Annotated in this window: 15 protein-coding genes; 13 read left to right on the top strand and 2 right to left on the bottom strand. The window is 68.5% G+C overall.

Annotated features, from left to right (window positions below; genetic code table 11):
- Positions 1-11 precede the first annotated feature (11 nt).
- From ASG64_RS04110 to ASG64_RS04050, 13 genes are all read left to right on the top strand, one after another.
- Positions 12-1,133, top strand: a complete 1,122-nt coding sequence (locus tag ASG64_RS04110; RefSeq protein ID WP_235579479.1) for an MBL fold metallo-hydrolase — start codon at positions 12-14, stop codon at positions 1,131-1,133.
- Positions 1,134-1,138: 5 nt separating this feature from the next.
- A complete protein-coding gene (locus ASG64_RS04105; protein WP_042575922.1) occupies positions 1,139-1,327 on the top strand; it encodes an antitoxin in 189 nt (62 codons plus the stop codon).
- Positions 1,328-1,352: 25 nt separating this feature from the next.
- Positions 1,353-2,978 (top strand): Na+/H+ antiporter, encoded by a 1,626-nt coding sequence (locus ASG64_RS04100; RefSeq protein WP_056070229.1) that lies wholly within the window; start codon positions 1,353-1,355, stop codon positions 2,976-2,978.
- 19 nt (positions 2,979-2,997) lie between these two features.
- The gene (locus ASG64_RS04095; protein ID WP_056072659.1) at positions 2,998-4,206 is read left to right on the top strand and encodes a lipase family protein; all 1,209 of its coding nucleotides are present in this window, start codon (positions 2,998-3,000) and stop codon (positions 4,204-4,206) included.
- The gene (locus ASG64_RS04090) at positions 4,203-5,366 is read left to right on the top strand and encodes a sensor histidine kinase (RefSeq protein WP_442971115.1); all 1,164 of its coding nucleotides are present in this window, start codon (positions 4,203-4,205) and stop codon (positions 5,364-5,366) included. Before ASG64_RS04095 ends, ASG64_RS04090 begins: the two co-directional genes overlap by 4 nt.
- Positions 5,363-6,607 (top strand): hypothetical protein, encoded by a 1,245-nt coding sequence (locus ASG64_RS04085; protein ID WP_056070228.1) that lies wholly within the window; start codon positions 5,363-5,365, stop codon positions 6,605-6,607. Before ASG64_RS04090 ends, ASG64_RS04085 begins: the two co-directional genes overlap by 4 nt.
- 168 nt (positions 6,608-6,775) lie before the next feature.
- Positions 6,776-7,033, top strand: a complete 258-nt coding sequence (locus ASG64_RS04080; protein ID WP_042575382.1) for a DUF3297 family protein — start codon at positions 6,776-6,778, stop codon at positions 7,031-7,033.
- Positions 7,034-7,122: 89 nt separating this feature from the next.
- Entirely contained in the window at positions 7,123-7,911 is a 789-nt protein-coding gene (locus tag ASG64_RS04075; RefSeq protein ID WP_056070226.1) for a LytR/AlgR family response regulator transcription factor, read from the top strand.
- A 1-nt stretch (position 7,912) separates the two neighbouring features.
- A complete protein-coding gene (locus ASG64_RS04070; RefSeq protein ID WP_042575365.1) occupies positions 7,913-8,266 on the top strand; it encodes a hypothetical protein in 354 nt (117 codons plus the stop codon).
- Positions 8,266-9,999 (top strand): sodium/solute symporter, encoded by a 1,734-nt coding sequence (locus ASG64_RS04065; protein ID WP_056070222.1) that lies wholly within the window; start codon positions 8,266-8,268, stop codon positions 9,997-9,999. The genes ASG64_RS04070 and ASG64_RS04065 overlap by 1 nt, the downstream gene beginning before the upstream one ends.
- Before the next feature lie 132 nt (positions 10,000-10,131).
- Positions 10,132-10,497 carry a DUF485 domain-containing protein gene (locus tag ASG64_RS04060; RefSeq protein WP_042575363.1) on the top strand — a complete coding sequence of 122 codons (366 nt, stop codon included), beginning with the start codon at positions 10,132-10,134 and terminating at the stop codon, positions 10,495-10,497.
- Positions 10,494-12,131, top strand: coding sequence for a solute symporter family protein (locus ASG64_RS04055; protein ID WP_042575362.1), 1,638 nt, complete (start codon positions 10,494-10,496; stop codon positions 12,129-12,131). Before ASG64_RS04060 ends, ASG64_RS04055 begins: the two co-directional genes overlap by 4 nt.
- A 66-nt stretch (positions 12,132-12,197) precedes the next feature.
- Positions 12,198-12,629, top strand: coding sequence for a type II toxin-antitoxin system Rv0910 family toxin (locus tag ASG64_RS04050; protein WP_042575361.1), 432 nt, complete (start codon positions 12,198-12,200; stop codon positions 12,627-12,629).
- Positions 12,630-12,632: 3 nt separating this feature from the next.
- Here ASG64_RS04050 and ASG64_RS04045 read toward each other — a convergent pair whose 3' ends face one another.
- Together ASG64_RS04045 and ASG64_RS04040 are read right to left on the bottom strand one after the other, a co-directional pair.
- On the bottom strand, positions 12,633-13,364 hold the full coding sequence (locus tag ASG64_RS04045) for an energy-coupling factor transporter transmembrane component T family protein (protein WP_056070219.1): 732 nt from the start codon (positions 13,362-13,364) through the stop codon (positions 12,633-12,635).
- The gene (locus tag ASG64_RS04040; protein WP_056072653.1) at positions 13,361-15,331 is read right to left on the bottom strand and encodes an ATP-binding cassette domain-containing protein; all 1,971 of its coding nucleotides are present in this window, start codon (positions 15,329-15,331) and stop codon (positions 13,361-13,363) included. The genes ASG64_RS04045 and ASG64_RS04040 overlap by 4 nt, the downstream gene beginning before the upstream one ends.
- Positions 15,332-15,437: the final 106 nt, after the last annotated feature.

Here is a 15,437-nt window from a genome sequence, read left to right as displayed (position 1 = left end):
GTGTCGGAAGCGTGAAACCAGCCACCGCAGCAGTGTCCATCGGGCTCGCCGCCGCAGGGTTGTCCTGGCTCGCGCGCGCGGCGTGGGGTGTGCCGTCCGCGGTCGGCGCCGGACGAGGTGCCATCCGGCCCTACGCCGCGGGCTCCGCGCACTACTCCGACCGGAAGTTCCACAACACGGCAGCGAGTTCCGCGGTGGCCGCGGGAGAGCAGGCGAGTATCGGGGTCGCCATGCTCACCCGCGGCCGATCGGGACGTCCCGAGCGGCCGGTCCCGCTGGCCACGCCGCTCGCCCCGGCAGAGGCAGGAGACCTCGCGGTCACCTGGTTCGGCCATTCGTCCGTGGTGGTGGAGATCGACGGGTACCGCGTGCTGACCGACCCGGTGTGGAGCCGGCGCGTCTCGCCGTCGCAGGTGGTCGGACCCGCTCGCCTCCACCCCGTTCCCGTTGCGGCGGAAGCACTCCCGCAGGTCGACGCGATCGTGATCTCGCACGATCACTACGACCATCTCGACCGCGACACGGTCGCCACGTTGACGTCGACCCAGTCTGCGCCGTTCGTCGTACCCGTCGGCGTGGGTGCGCACCTGCGTCGATGGAAGGTCCCCGAGGACCGGATCGTCGAGCTCGACTGGAACGACGACGTCACTATCGGGTCACTGACGCTCACCTGCCTCGAGGCCCGGCACTTCTCGGGTCGGTCGCTGGTCCGGGACACGACGCAGTGGGCGTCGTGGTCGATCGTCGGCCCGTCGCACCGCGCATTCTTCGGTGGCGACACCGGATACACCGACGCGTTCGTCGGCATCGGTGAACGACTCGGTCCGTTCGACGTCACGATGCTCCCGGTCGGCGCGTACGACGACCGTTGGCGCGACATCCACATGAATCCCGAGGAGGCAGCCCGGGCGCATGCCGATCTCCAGGGCGGCGACCCGTCCGCCGGAGTCGTCGTCCCCGTGCACTGGGCGACGTTCAACCTCGCCTTCCACCCGTGGTCCGAGCCCGTCGAACGCCTCCTGACCGCAGCGGAGGACGCACGAATCTCCGTGGTGGTGCCGATGCCCGGTCAGCGCGTGGATCTCTCGCGCACTCTGCCGAACCGTCGCTGGTGGTCCGGCGCGGTATCGTGACAGCCATGGCACTCGTGGACAACCTCAAGAAGCTGATCGGCCAGGGCAAGAAGGCCGCCGCTCAGAACAGTGACAAGATCGAGAAGGCCGTGGACAAGGCAGCGGACTTCGCGGACAAGAAGACGCAGGGCAAGTACGCCGACAAGATCGACAAGGTTCAGGACGCCGCCAAGAAGGCGATCCCCGAGAAGTAGGCCGGCCAGGGTCGGACCGTAGACGATGGACGGGTGGCTCCTGCTTCTGGTGATCGTGGGTGCCGTCGTCATCGCCGGCTTCGCGAAGCGCCTGGAACTGCAGGTACCGCTCGTCCTCGTCGCTGTCGGGTCGGTCGCCTCGTTCATCCCCGGACTTCCGCGCCCCGCGCTGGAACCGGAACTGCTTCTGGGCGTGATTCTTCCGCCCCTGCTGTACTCGACGGCGCTCAACTTCTCGTTCACCTCGTTCGCGCACAACTTCCGGTCGATCGTCCGGCTCGGCGTCGGACTGGTCGCCGTGACGACGGTGTCGGTCGGGTACTTCTCCTACTGGCTGGTCCCGGAACTGACGCTCGGCGCAGCCCTGGTCCTCGGAGCCGTCGTCGCCCCTCCCGACGCTGTCGCCGCCGTCGCCGTGGGTCGCAAGCTCGGTCTGCCGTCCCGCATGATGGCCATCCTGACCGGTGAATCGCTGGTCAACGACGCTGCCGCGCTGACGCTGTTCACCATCACGGTGGCCTCGGTGACGGGAAGCGGCATCGGTGTCGACTCGCCCGTGGTGTTCTTCCTCTACGAGGTGGTCGGCGGCGTCGCCGTCGGGTACATCCTGAGCAGGCTGGTGCGTTTCGCCCGCAACCGGATGTCCGACAGCGCCCTGGAAACCGTTCTCGGCATTCTCATTCCGTTCGCCGCCTACCTGGCGGCCGAGCAGATCCACGCCTCGGGCGTGCTCGCCGTCGTCACGGCAGGATTCGTGCTGGGGTCCGCACGCAGCAGCGACGCCGTTCCGACGCGCATCCAGGAACGTCACGTGTGGCCGACCCTGGATCTGCTGCTCGAGACGTTCGTCTTCGCCTACATGGGCCTGCAGCTCAAGTTCGTCATCGACGATATCGCCGCCGAGGGCCTGCCGGTCCACGTGATCTTCCTCTACGGCCTGCTGGTCCTGCTGTTGGTGATGGTGCTGCGCCCGCTCGCCCTGTTCGCCGGCTCGGCGATCCGTCGCTCCTATCACCGACTGCGCAAGTCCGAACACGCTGAACTGACGTGGCGACAGAACGTCGTCCTGTCGTGGGCCGGTATGCGCGGAGTGGTCACGCTCGCCGCCGCGGCCGGTGTTCCGTTCACGACTCTCGCGGGCGACGACTTCCCCGGGCGCGGCATCATCCAGGCCATCGCGTTCACCGTGGCCGTGGGCACTCTGCTGATCCAGGGAGTGACGCTGCCGCTGGTCATCGCCCGGCTCGACATCACCGATCCGCTGGAGGCGGAGCATCTCGACGAGCAGAGGCATCGCGCGCGGCTGATCTCCCGTCGGGCTGTGCAGGAGTGTCTGGACGAGGCGTTGCAGAAAGTGTCGGACAAGGACACCGCCGACGTCCTCGAGCGCGTGCGACGCGTGACGATGGCGCGGATCCAGGCGGGTGAGGTCGAGGACGACAACGAACGCGCGCAACGCACCCGCGCCACCGGTGCCACGTTCGAGGAGTGGCGCAGGACGGTGCTGCGACGGCAACGCGAAGCGCTCCTGAGCGCCCGCGATTCCGGCGAACTGGACGACGAGGTGTTGCGTACCGTGTTGGACGGGCTCGATCTCGAACAGGCGGCCAGCGAGACCCGGCTGCAACGATTCATGGCGGAAAGAGGTTGACCCTGTGCGCAGAGCAGTGATGGCAGTGGCGGTGTCGATGCTGGCGTTGGCGGGGTGCTCGTCCGGAACGACCGACGACCCGACGTCCTCGACGCCTGCGGCGGCCCCCACCTCACCGGCACCGGCCGGTGACGAACGCGGTGCCATCGTCTCCGATGTCGTGCTGGGACAGGTGGATCAGGCCGTGTCCGCCCTCGGTGCCGTTGCCCACCGGATCACCTACCGCTCGACCTCGGGCGTGCGGGACGGGGCCGGCGCGGATGTCACCGGAGTCGTGTTCGTCCCCGCCGGAACACCTCCGGCCGGAGGCTGGCCGGTCGTCTCCGTCGGCCACGGCACCACCGGCGTGACGGACGAGTGCGCACCGTCGCTGTATCCCAACCTGCTCGGCACCATCGGACTGGTGACGCCGCTGCTCCAACGCGGGGCCGTCGTCGCCGTCACCGATTACCAGGGGCTGGGTACCGACGATCCGCATCCCTACCTCGACGCGCCCACAGCGGGATACGACATCATCGACGCAGTGCGGGCAGCGCGGAACATCGCTCCGGGCAGCGGAACCCGGTGGGCTGCCCTCGGTGTCTCGCAGGGCGGCCAGGCGACCTGGGCGGCGGCGGAGATGGCCGACGAGTACGGCGACGGGCTCGACTTCGTCGGCTCGGCGAACCTGTCACCCGCAGCGGACGTCAGCCCCATCGCTCCCGAGGGCGGACTCGGTGACCTCACGCTCCCGCAGCAGTCCATCATGCCGTTTGTCGTCGAGGGATTCCTCGCCAGTGACGTTGCGGCCGAGGCCGATCCGCCGTACCAGGATTCGGACTTCCTCAGCGGCGGACTCCTCGAGAACAAGGACGTCCTGCTCGCGTGCACCGGTCCGTTGGCCACCGGGAAACTGTCCGCGGCGTCGTCGATCGGGCCGGACGACGTCCGTCCGCGCTCGCCGGAGGCGTACTCGGCGATGCGGACGTGGTTGGCGGACAACGCTCTTCCGAAGAAGGCTGCCGGCGCTCCGATGATGGTCCTGGTGGGATCGCGGGACAACCTGATACTTCCGCAGTGGACCGAAGCTGCCGCGAGAGCGGCGTGCGCGCTGGGCGACAGCATCGACTTCCGCGTCCGCGCGGACCAGGGCCACGCCGACTCCGCCGCGAACATCGAGGGCATCGACTGGGTCACCCAGCGCTTCCTCGGGGACACACCGACGAACACGTGTGACCAACTGCCGTGACCGCCACGACGGCAGTGGTGCTGATCGCCATGGCGGCCCTGGTCGCCGGGGCCGTCGTCGTCATCACCCGCCGGGGCACGAGGCCCCTGACCACACCCACCGAACGTGCCGTGCACGCTGCTCTGCACACCGCGTCGCTGGCCGCGCGCCCACTCCGTCGCGGTCTCGACGAGGCGTCGGCCACCGAGGCGGCGCCCCACCTGCGCACCCTCACCGGCGCCCGGGCGGTCATCATCGCCGGTCCCGACGGGACGATGCTGGGACACGACGGGCCGGTCGAGGGACTCGAGTCGACGTTCCTCGACACCGCCAGGCGAGCCGTCGACAGCGAACGGCGAGTCCTCGTCCGCACGACCACCGCACCGGGCGGATCGCTCGTCGTGCAACCGGTCCTGACGCCGGGCGCCGGGGTGGTCTGCGTACTGGGCGTGGTGACACTCGACGAGCCCGGGCCCGGGCTGCTCGGCGCATGCACCGAGGTGGCCCGCTACGTGGGCGAACAGGTCGAACTCGCCGAGCTCGATGCCAGCCGCGCCCGACTCGACCGTGCGGAGGTGCGTGCTCTGCGCGCACAGATCAGCCCCCACTTCATCTACAACGCGCTGACCACGGTCGCGTCGTTCGTCCGCACCGATCCGGACCGTGCGCGCGAGCTGGTCCTGGAGTTCGCCGACTTCACGCGGTACTCGTTCCGGTCGGCCGGTGAGTACACGGTCCTGTCGGACGAACTGCAGAACATCGACCGGTACCTGACGCTCGAACGCGCACGGTTCGGCGACTCTCTCGAGGTCACCGTGCAGATCGCCCCCGAAGTCCTGGGAGTTGTCCTGCCGTTCCTCGCTCTGCAACCGCTGGTGGAGAACGCGGTGCGCCACGGTGTCGCCGGGCGAGGTCGGGGACGCATCACGATCGTCGCCGCCGACGCCGGCACGGATGCCGCGATCAGCGTCGAGGACGACGGGGTCGGCATGGATCCGGAGCTGCTCCGCACCGGTGACCTGGGGTCCGAGGACGGCGTGCACGTGGGGTTGTCGAACGTCGACGACCGGTTGCGCGCCGCGTTCGGCAACGACTACGGGCTGGTGGTCGAGACAGCGCCCGACTCGGGTACGAAAGTCAGCATGAGGATTCCCAAGTTCCGCTCGGGGATCAGGGCGTGAGCGCGCTCGCTGTTCTGCTGTCGAGCTTCTTGGCGGCGGTGTTGCTGTCGCAGTCCGGTGGGCTCGACATCACGGGCGACTCGTCGGGCGTCGGGGTGCTGCTCGCCAGCGGGGGCGGCGTTCTCGCGGCGGCCGTGATCGCCGGGTCCCTGGTGGCGATGTTCGCGCGGGGACGGGTCGTCGTGGCCACGCTCGTGGCCATGTCGGCGGCCACGGCCGGCCTGTCGGCGGTCCTGCTCGCACAGTCTTCGTACGAGTACGTCGCGGTCGTCGCGGGCAGCATTCTGCTGGGATGCGCTGCGGTGCTGTCAGTCTCACTCTCCGGTGTGCGATGGCAGCCGATGTTCGTGGCGGGGTTCTTGGTCGGCCTGCTCACTGCCGGCGCGTGGGACGCACTCGAGACCGATGTGCCGGAGCGGTACACCGACTACCTCACCGAGGCGGAGCGCAGCACCCCTGTCATCGTGCCCGTGCTGGCGGCGCTCACTGTCCTGATCGTCGTGGGGTCGTGTCGACGACCTTTCGCGGCCGTTCCACCCGCCGAGCGCTCGGGCCGACTTCTGCTCGCTGTGCTGATGATACCGCTGTGCGGTCTGCTGACCCACTGGTTGTTCCTTCGCCAGCTGTACGACTCGAGCGGGGGCACGAACGGCATCTACTATTTCGGGATCCTCGCCGTGCCGGTGCTCCTCGTCGCAGCAGCTCTCATGCCGGGTCGTACCGGAGCCCCGGTACTCGCCGGGACCGCGGTGTTGGCTGCCACGTCCACGTCGTCGGGCATCGGCCTCGACGTGGGCAGCCCGGCGTGGACGTACGGATTCATCCTCGGGAGTGTCATCGCGGTGGCCGTCGGAGTCGGCCTCGGGGTGCGCTGGAAGCGGCCGATCACGGGTATCGCAGTCCTCGCCGTCGTCTGCGTGACCGCGCTACTGGACCGCCCGCCGCTGGACAACATCGCTTTCGCCGCGAGCCTGGCCGTGCTCCCTGCTGCCGCAGCGTACGTCTTCACCGCGATCACACCGACGATGGCGTCCTCGTCGACCGTCGGCCTGGCGGTCCTGGTCGCCATCACGGTTCCGATGATCGTCACCTATGGATGGACCGCCTACACGCCGCTGACCGAGGTCGACACCGCGACGTTCTCACCGACCGCGGATCTTTGGGTCTCGACGGGAGTGGCCGTCGGCTCGGTGATACTCGCCGGGATCGGACTGGGGCTTGTGCTGCGGCGCCCTACCTGAGCTGCTTAATCCCCGGTTGCCTACGAGGTCACCGTTACCGGTCCCGACGGCGACCGGACGCTCGAGTACGCCGTAGAAGCACACTGCCCCACCAGCGGTCAGGGGTCGCGTATATTTCTCGAGAGCTGACCCACGCATCCGACATCGTCGCCGCCAACGGAAGTGATCATGCCCGAGGACCAGAACGCAGACGTGCCACCGAATCACCTGTCGATCGACCCACGCAGCGCTTTCTACGATGAAGAGGTGTTGCGCCGGGACGTGGGTATTCGCTTCAACGGCGTCGAGAAGAAAAGTGTTCGCGAGTACAACGTGACTGATGGTTGGGTCCGTGTCGAAGTCCCGACCGCGAAGGATCGCTACGGAAATCCGATGCTCGTCAAGCTCAAGGGCACCGTCGAACCATATTTCCGCGGCGCGAAATAGCGGACGTCGGCAACCGACGGCTGTCCACGTTCGCTGACTCGGTGTAACCGCATCCGCGCTCGGCGTCGCCGTGGCACGATCGTCTTACTGTGACAGAGCAAACCGGACTGCGCCTGCTGGCCGTCGACGACGAGAGACCCGCGCTCGACGAGCTCATGTTCCTGCTGCGCGAACACCCAGCCGTCGGAACGGTCGAGGGTGCTTCGGATGCCACCACCGCGCTGCGCATCCTGCGGGACTCACCGATGGACGGAGTGTTCCTCGACATCGACATGCCCGGACTGGACGGCCTCGAACTGGCCGGCGTGCTGAGCAACTTCGCCTCGCCGCCCGCCGTCGTATTCGTCACCGCGCACGACGATCGGGCCGTCGCCGCCTTCGAGATCGGCGCGGTCGACTACCTCCTCAAGCCGCTGCGCGACGACAGGCTCGCCGCGGCCGTGCGACGCGTCGTCGACAAGCGATCGGGTGCCGCTCCGAGCACGTCCGCCCGGGTGGACCAGGACGACGTGATCCCGGTCGAACTCGGGGGAGTCACGACGATGGTTCCGCGGTCGACGGTGCTGTGGGTCGAGGCCGAGGGCGACTACGCCCGTCTGCACACCGCCACCGGGACGCACCTGGTGCGCATCGCGTTGTCCACACTCGAGGCCCGATGGGCCGATCACGGCTTCCTGCGCGTGCATCGCTCGTTCCTGGTCTCGGTCGCGCAGGTCGGCGGCACCCGTACGGTCGGATCCGGGCTGGTGGTGGTGCTGCGCGGCGCGCCCGGTTCGGCGCCCGTCGAGCTGCCGGTGAGTCGGCGCCACACGCGGGAGCTGCGGGACCGACTCGTCCGGGGACCGCGGGCGGCATTGGCCGGGCAGCAGCGTTCCTGACATGGCCGGTCGGGAGAAGGTCGTGCTGGCGCAGCGCCGGGGAGCGCGGATCGTGCGCACTCGCGTGGAGGTGCAGGAGCAGACCGAGGTCGGCGAGGCCATGATCAACGGTCTGGTCCGCACTCAGCTCGCACTGGCTCTGCGGACCGCGGCCGTCGTCGTCCTGCTCCTCGGCATCGTCCCGGTGGTGTGGGTACTCGCCCCCGCTGCCGGAGCGGTCCAGGTTCTGGGAATCGGTCTGCCCTGGTGGCTGCTGGCGGTCGGGTCCTATCCGCTGCTGCTCGTCGCCGGGTACAGGTTCGTACGGTCGGCGGAGCGCAACGAGCAGGAATTCACGGAGTTGGTCGAGGACTGATGCTGTCCATCCCGACCCTGCTGGCCGTCGTGGCCTCCGCGGTGGCCACGGTCGCGGTCGGTGCGTACGGAGTCCGGTTGGCGCGCACCACCTCCGACTTCCTGGTGGCGTCCCGCAGCGTCGGGCCGCGATGGAACGCGGCTGCGGTATCGGGTGAATACCTGTCCGCCGCATCCTTTCTGGGAGTCGCCGGACTGATCGCGAAGTACGGTGCCGATGCGCTGTGGTACCCGGTGGGGTTCACGGCCGGCTACCTCGGGCTGCTGCTGTTCGTCTCCGCGCCGCTACGCCGGTCCGGTGCCTACACCGTGCCGGACTTCGCCGAGTTCCGGCTGGGATCACCGCGTCTGCGCACGCTGGCCATGCTCGTCGTCGCCGGAGTCTGCGCGCTGTACCTCGTGCCGCAACTCCAGGGCGCCGGTCTCACGCTCAACATCCTGCTGGGAGTGCCCAGTTGGGCCGGCGCCGCGATCATCGGCGTCATCGTCATCCTGAACGTGGTGGGCGGCGGCATGCGGTCCATCACGTTCGTCCAGGCCTTCCAGTACTGGCTCAAGCTGACGGCAGTGGCGGTGCCCGCCCTGGTGCTGGCCGTGCACTTCGTCCAGGACCCTCGCGAGATGGGCACTCCCGCACCGCCCTCCGTCGACACCGCGACCACGGTCGACATCAGTACCGACGTCGTCGTGCAGGTGCAGGAAGCTCTTCCCGTCGTGGTGCGGGGAACTGTCGACGGTGCCCGTGTGGACGGTCCGACGACGCTCGCCGCCGGCGATCACACACTGCTGTCCGGCACCGTGCTCGAACTCGACGCCGGATCACCCGTCCCCGTCGTCGCGGGCGCCCCCGTCGAGGGGTCCGACTGGATGGCTCCCGGCAACGGTTTCGGGGGTCCCTTCCCGCTGTACCAGGTGTATTCGCTGATCCTGGCCACGTTCCTCGGGACGATGGGACTCCCACACGTGCTGGTGCGGTTCTACACCAACCCGGACGGGCCGGCGGCGCGATGGACGGCACTGACGGTGGTGGGACTGCTGTCGGTCTTCTACCTCTTCCCGACGGTGCTCGGGGTCTTCGCCCGGCTGTACGTGCCGCAATTGCTGATCACCGGCGCCTCGGATGCTGCGGTGCTGCTGCTGCCGTCCGCGGCCATCGACGGTGTGCCCGGACTCGTCCTCGCGGCACTCGTCGCCGCGGGCGCCATGGCGGCTTTCCTGTCCACGTCGTCCGGACTGCTGGTCACGATCGCGGGAGTGCTCAGCACCGACATCCTCCGCGGCCGGGTGCGCGACTTCCGTATCGCCGCGGTCGTCGCAGGAACCGGGCCGCTGCTCCTGTCCGTGGGCCTGGTGACCCTCGATCTCTCGCGCACGGTCGGCCTGGTGTTCGCCGTGGCCGCGTCGACCCTGTGTCCCCTGTTGGTGCTCGGCATCTGGTGGCGTGGGCTTACGGCTGCCGGCGCCGCTGCCGGCTTGATCGTCGGGGGAGCGGTGTCCACCGGTGCCGCCTCCGTCGCCGTACTCGGAGGTGTCTCCGAGGACTGGCTCGGCGGATGGCCGGCGGCCGTGGTGGGGTACCCGGCGGCCGTCAGTGTTCCGCTGGCCTTCGCGGTCATGGTGGCGGTCTCGTGGGCCACGCGCTCGTCCGTCCCGGTGGACATCGGCCGCATCATGTCGGCCATGCACGCACCCGAACGCCTCGGGCTGGGTGTGGAGCGGCTGCGCAAGCAGTAACCGTTCGTCCCACTCCGCAGACCGTTCGGCGCACGGGCGCGCTGCTCGGCGTGTGATCGGCGCCACGCACTACCCGTGTGATCGCGGTCTCATTACCGTCATCGGCGTATCTCCCGACACGTAGGAGCACCCGTGACCACCGCACAACCCACCCCGCCGGGCACACCGCCCGCCGCCCGCACGCCCTCTCCTCAGGACTTCGTCGAGATGCAGGCCTCCCCGGAGTTCCAGCAGCTCAAGAAGCGCCTGCGCGGCTTCGTCTTCCCCATGGCAGCCTTCTTCCTCATCTGGTACGCGGTATACGTGCTGCTCGGGGCCTACGCCCACGACTTCATGGCCACCACCGTGTTCGGCAACATCAACGTCGGCCTGCTGCTCGGGCTCGCCCAGTTCGTCACGACGTTCGCGATCACCGGTATCTACGTGAAGTTCGCCAACCGTGAGCTCGACCCCCGCGCCGCGAAGATTCGCGAAGAACTCGAAGGACCCCTGACATGAGCTTCCTCGCGCAAGCCGCCCAGGCCGAGACCGTCGGCAGCCCTCTGATCAACATCTCGATCTTCGGCGTCTTCGTCCTGGTGACGATGGCCGTGGTGATCAAGGCCAGCAAGAAGAACGCCACCTCGGCGGAGTTCTTCACCGCAGGTGGCGGGTTCTCCGGCCCGCAGAACGGTGTCGCCATCGCCGGCGACTACCTCTCGGCAGCAAGCTTCCTCGGCATCGCCGGAGCCATCGCCGTCTACGGCTACGACGGCTTCCTCTACTCCATCGGCTTCCTGGTGGCGTGGCTCGTCGCGCTGCTGCTGGTCGCCGAGATGCTCAGGAACACCGGCAAGTTCACGATGGCCGACGTGCTGAGCTTCCGGCTCAAGCAGGGCCCGGTCCGCACCGCGGCCGCACTGTCGACCCTCACCGTGTCGTTCTTCTACCTGCTGGCGCAGATGGCCGGCGCCGGCGGCCTCGTCGCTCTGCTGCTCGACATCTCCGACCGCACCGGTCAGTCCATCGTCATCGCCGTCGTCGGCATCCTGATGATCGTCTACGTGCTCGTCGGCGGCATGAAGGGCACCACCTGGGTGCAGATCATCAAGGCCGCACTTCTCATTGTCGGTGCCGCCCTGATGACCGTTCTGGTGCTGGCCAAGTTCGGCTTCAACCTGTCCGAGATCCTCGGCAGTGCGCAGTCGATGGTCAGTGACTCCGCTGCGGAAACCGTTGCAGCACGAGATGTCCTGGCTCCCGGCGCCCAGTACGGCGGCTCGGCCACCTCGCAGCTGAACTTCGTCTCGCTCGGTATCGCCCTGGTGCTCGGTACGGCCGGTCTCCCGCACGTGCTGATGCGCTTCTACACCGTCCCCACCGCCAAGGAAGCTCGTCGGAGCGTCGTGTGGGCCATCGCCCTCATCGGTGCCTTCTACCTCTTCACCCTGGTGCTCGGATACGGCGCAGCGGCCATCGTCGGCCCGGACCGCATCCTCGCCGCGGCCGGCGGACAGAACTCCGCCGCACCGCTTCTCGCGTTCGAACTCGGCGGCGTGATCCTGCTGGGCATCATCTCGGCAGTGGCGTTCGCGACCATCCTCGCGGTCGTCGCGGGTCTGACGATCACCGCCTCGGCGTCGTTCGCCCACGACATCTACGCCAGCGTGATCAAGAAGGGCGAGGTGGACGACAAGAAGCAGGTCCAGGTCTCCCGGATCACCGCGGTCGTCATCGGTGTCCTCGCCATCGGCGGCGGCATCCTGGCCAACGGTCAGAACATCGCGTTCCTCGTCGCCTTGGCCTTCGCCGTGGCGGCAGCCGCGAACCTGCCGACCATCCTGTACTCGCTGTTCTGGCGTCGCTTCACCACGCGCGGTGCGCTGTGGAGCATGTACGGCGGACTGGGTTCGACGATCCTGCTCATCATCTTCTCCCCGGCCGTGTCCGGCTCGGCGACGTCGATGATCAAGGGCTCGGACTTCGCGTGGTTCCCGCTGTCCAACCCCGGCATCGTCTCGATCCCGCTCGCCTTCATCCTGGGCATCGTCGGAACGCTGACGTCGAAGGACAACGAGAGCACCGACAAGGCAGCCGAGATGGAGGTGCGGTCCATGACGGGCGTCGGCGCCGAGAAGGCATCCGCTCACTGACATCTCGACCACAGTCCGATCGCGATGCGGGCCACTACGAGCACACCCACCGGCTAGTCTGACGCGGTGGCGAAACTCGAAGTGGTCCGCATCGTTCCTCTGTCCGCGGAGGTCGCCTGGAACGGCGCGTCCGACCTCACCCGATACGAGGAGTGGCTCAGCATCCACGACGGGTGGCGCGGCGAATTGCCGGAGCAGCTGACCGAGGGAACGCAGATGGCGTCCGTCGTCTCGGTCAAGGGGATGCGCAACCGCGTCCAATGGACCGTCAAGAAGTACTCCCCGCCCCGCGAGCTCGAGCTGAAGGGCTCCGGCAAGGGCGGCGTGAAGGTGTCGCTGAAGCTGTCGGTCACCGAGAAGTCCGACGGCAGCGAGCTGAAGATGACCATCGACCTCGGCGGCGCGCCGCTGTTCGGTCCCGTCGGATCCGGTGTGGCCCGCGCACTCAAGGGTGACATCGAGAAGTCGGTCGACACGTTCGTCACCGTCTTCGCCTGAGTCTCAGGACAGGACGACGCCCGTCGCACACGCGGCGATCACCAGGACGAGGGCGACGGCGTCGGCCACACCCGGCCGTCGCCGACCCGACGTGATGCTGCCGCTGCCACCCCGCACGGCGATCGCCTCGCCCATGTCCGCCGACCGGCGGATCGCGACCGACATGATGGCCGCCATGATGTCGACCAGGAACGTGTCCTGCGTCTTCCCGCTGCGCGTGGTCTTGCGGGGGCGCAGCCGTCGTGCGGCCACCAACGTGTAGACGTCGTCGACGAGCATCGGCAAAGCGCGCAGCAACAGGGCCATCGACACGGCCCACTCGTCCACGGGCGCACCGACTCTGCGCAGGGGTGAGAGCAACGTGGCGATGGCCGGCGCGATGTCGGCCATCGCCGTCGTCCACGCCACGGTCAATGTCGCCCACAGCAGGACGACTCCGAACAGGATGCCGCGGAAGTAGACCCACACGGCGTCCGCTCCCACCACCAGGTTGACGGCCGCACCGAACGCGACCAGACCCCACAGCCACCACGGCGGCACCGGAACGGCGAACACGGGCACGCGGGTGACCAGCGCGGCGAGCAGCAGCACCGTCGACACGGCGGCGAGCATCGCCCACGTCGGGTACACCACCAACGATCCGCCGAGCAGTGTCACGGCCACCAATTTCGTTCCCGCCCAGAGCTTGTGGACGGGACTCACGGTCGGAAGCTCGCGGAGCAACGTGCCTCTCATCGGATCACTCCGGCGGCAGTCTCGACCTGCAGGGTGCCGTGGTCGAGCATCACGGTGCGCGAGCGTACGGACGCGAGGGTGTCGACGTCGTGCGAGATGATCACCAGCGTCAGTCCTGTTCGTCGAAGGTGCGCGAGCAGCGCCGTGATCTCGCGGCGCCCCGGCGGATCGAGCCCGGCCAGCGGTTCGTCGAGCACCAGGATCTCGGGCTTGCCCACCAGGAGTCCGGCCAAGGCGACGCGGCGCATCTGTCCGCCGCTCAGCTCGTCGATGCGTGCACCGGCGAGACGTCGATCCAACCCCACCTGGTCCAGCACTCGACTGACGTCGATCGTGCCCACATCGCTACCACCGGCAGCCTCGATGTCTTCGGACACCGTCCGGCGCTGCAGCTGGAGACGAGCGTGCTGGAACGACAGGGCGACGGTGCCGATCGACGACGAGGTGGCCTTGCCGGCCAGCTCGCACGTGCCCTCGGTCGGTGATGTCAGACCCGCCATGATCCAGGCGAGAGTCGACTTCCCCGAGCCGTTCCCGCCGATGATCAGCAGCCCCTCGCCGCGATGCACTGTCAGGTCCACGTTCTGCAGCGCACGCGTCGCCCACGGGCCGCGGCGGTTGTAGACGTGCCCCACGCCGCGCAAGACGAGCTGCGGCGGTCCCGGGGGAGGGAACGGCGCGGTACCGGCGAACGGCGCCGACGACATCCAGGTGGGATCGTGCATGACGCGTCGTCCGCGGTGCAGCCGAACCACGTCGTCGGCCAGGGCGGCCTCGGTGGCCCGGTGCGTGATCAGCACGACGGCCATCACGTGACGACGCGGAAGCGCGGCCAGCAGCTCGACCAGCTCCCGTTGTCCCTGCGGGTCGATCATCGCGGTGGCCTCGTCGGCGACCAGAAGCTTCGGCTCGCGTGCCAATGCGGCGGCGACGGCGAGTCGTTGCAGTTCCCCGCCGGACAGACTTCCGGTGTCCCGCAGGCCGTATCCGGCCAGTCCCACCTCGGTCAGCAGTTCCTCCACCCGCTCGGGAGTCGGACGAGACGACGTCGGCAGTCCCCAGACGACGTCGTCGGCGACCCGCGTTCCCAGGATCTGGGCTTCGGGGTGCTGCAGGATCATGGCCGTCCCGCCGACCATCCCGAGCCCGGTGCGCCCGTACCGCTCGACCTGGCCGCCCGTCGGTTCGGCGCCCACGAGGATGCGGGCGAGAGTGGACTTGCCGGACCCGTTGGCGCCGACGACGGCGACGAAGCGGCCGGGTACGACCGTCAGATCCAGCGGCCCCAGGGCGTCGTCCTGCGCACCGCGATAGCGGAACGTCACGCCCGTCAGGCGGACCGGAACCGGCTGCGGCGCAGTCGTATCGGTGTCGACGACATCCGGAAGCTCGCCGCGGGTCTCGAGTTGACCGAGCCTGGTGAGGGTGGCGCGCAGCACCCACCACGCGACGACGCCGCTCACGGCCGTCGAGATCATGCCCGAGACGAACACGAGAATCCACCAGTACCCCAGCGCGAACGACACGTAATCGGCCACCGCGGTGGCCACGTCCTCGGCAGGGGCGAACGTGCCGACGATGTCCGCGCTTCCTCGGATCGAGTTCTCCAGGACGGTGAGGAACAGTTCGCGCAGACCGCTGAGAAGCAGCAACATCAGGACGGACAGCCCACCGACGACGGCCCCGGCGACCAGGGACAGAGTCAGCACGGAACCGAAGCCCCGGCCCCGCCGCACGCTGACCCCCACGATGCCCGCGAGGACGGTGGACACCGTCATGGTGAGCGCCGTGCCGAACCCGCCTGCGACGAACGACACGAGAACGCCCGCGGTCCCGGCGACGGCCAAGGCACGGATCCGGTGTCGCTGCGCCACGACGGCAAGGGGAACGATCGCCACGATCTGCAGGGCCCCGGCGACAGGGATCAGCGAACCGATCACGGAGAACGCGACAGCGAGAGCCGTCATCACCGATCCGGTCGCCATTTCGTCCGGGTGTAGCGTGCTCCTACCGCGACCTGTGGCCGTTCTGCCTCTCACTCCTCGAGTGTGCCACCGGTGTGTCCGGTTCGTG

The sequence above is a fragment of the Rhodococcus sp. Leaf247 genome, assembly GCF_001426185.1.
In the GTDB taxonomy this organism is placed as follows: domain Bacteria; phylum Actinomycetota; class Actinomycetes; order Mycobacteriales; family Mycobacteriaceae; genus Rhodococcoides.
Note: the sequence above shows the minus strand (reverse complement) of the source record. Positions and strands in the feature narration are given on the sequence as shown.

Bases quoted from the DNA above. Each gene is read 5' to 3' on its own strand.
- ASG64_RS04105 (WP_042575922.1), top strand. From the start codon at position 1,139: ATGGCACTCGTGGACAACCTCAAGAAGCTGATCGGCCAGGGCAAGAAG.
- ASG64_RS04100 (WP_056070229.1), top strand. From the start codon at position 1,353: ATGGACGGGTGGCTCCTGCTTCTGGTGATCGTGGGTGCCGTCGTCATC.
- ASG64_RS04095 (WP_056072659.1), top strand. From the start codon at position 2,998: ATGGCAGTGGCGGTGTCGATGCTGGCGTTGGCGGGGTGCTCGTCCGGA.
- ASG64_RS04080 (WP_042575382.1), top strand. From the start codon at position 6,776: ATGCCCGAGGACCAGAACGCAGACGTGCCACCGAATCACCTGTCGATC.
- ASG64_RS04070 (WP_042575365.1), top strand. From the start codon at position 7,913: ATGGCCGGTCGGGAGAAGGTCGTGCTGGCGCAGCGCCGGGGAGCGCGG.
- ASG64_RS04065 (WP_056070222.1), top strand. From the start codon at position 8,266: ATGCTGTCCATCCCGACCCTGCTGGCCGTCGTGGCCTCCGCGGTGGCC.
- ASG64_RS04055 (WP_042575362.1), top strand. From the start codon at position 10,494: ATGAGCTTCCTCGCGCAAGCCGCCCAGGCCGAGACCGTCGGCAGCCCT.
- ASG64_RS04045 (WP_056070219.1), bottom strand. From the start codon at position 13,364: ATGAGAGGCACGTTGCTCCGCGAGCTTCCGACCGTGAGTCCCGTCCAC.
- ASG64_RS04040 (WP_056072653.1), bottom strand. From the start codon at position 15,331: ATGACGGCTCTCGCTGTCGCGTTCTCCGTGATCGGTTCGCTGATCCCT.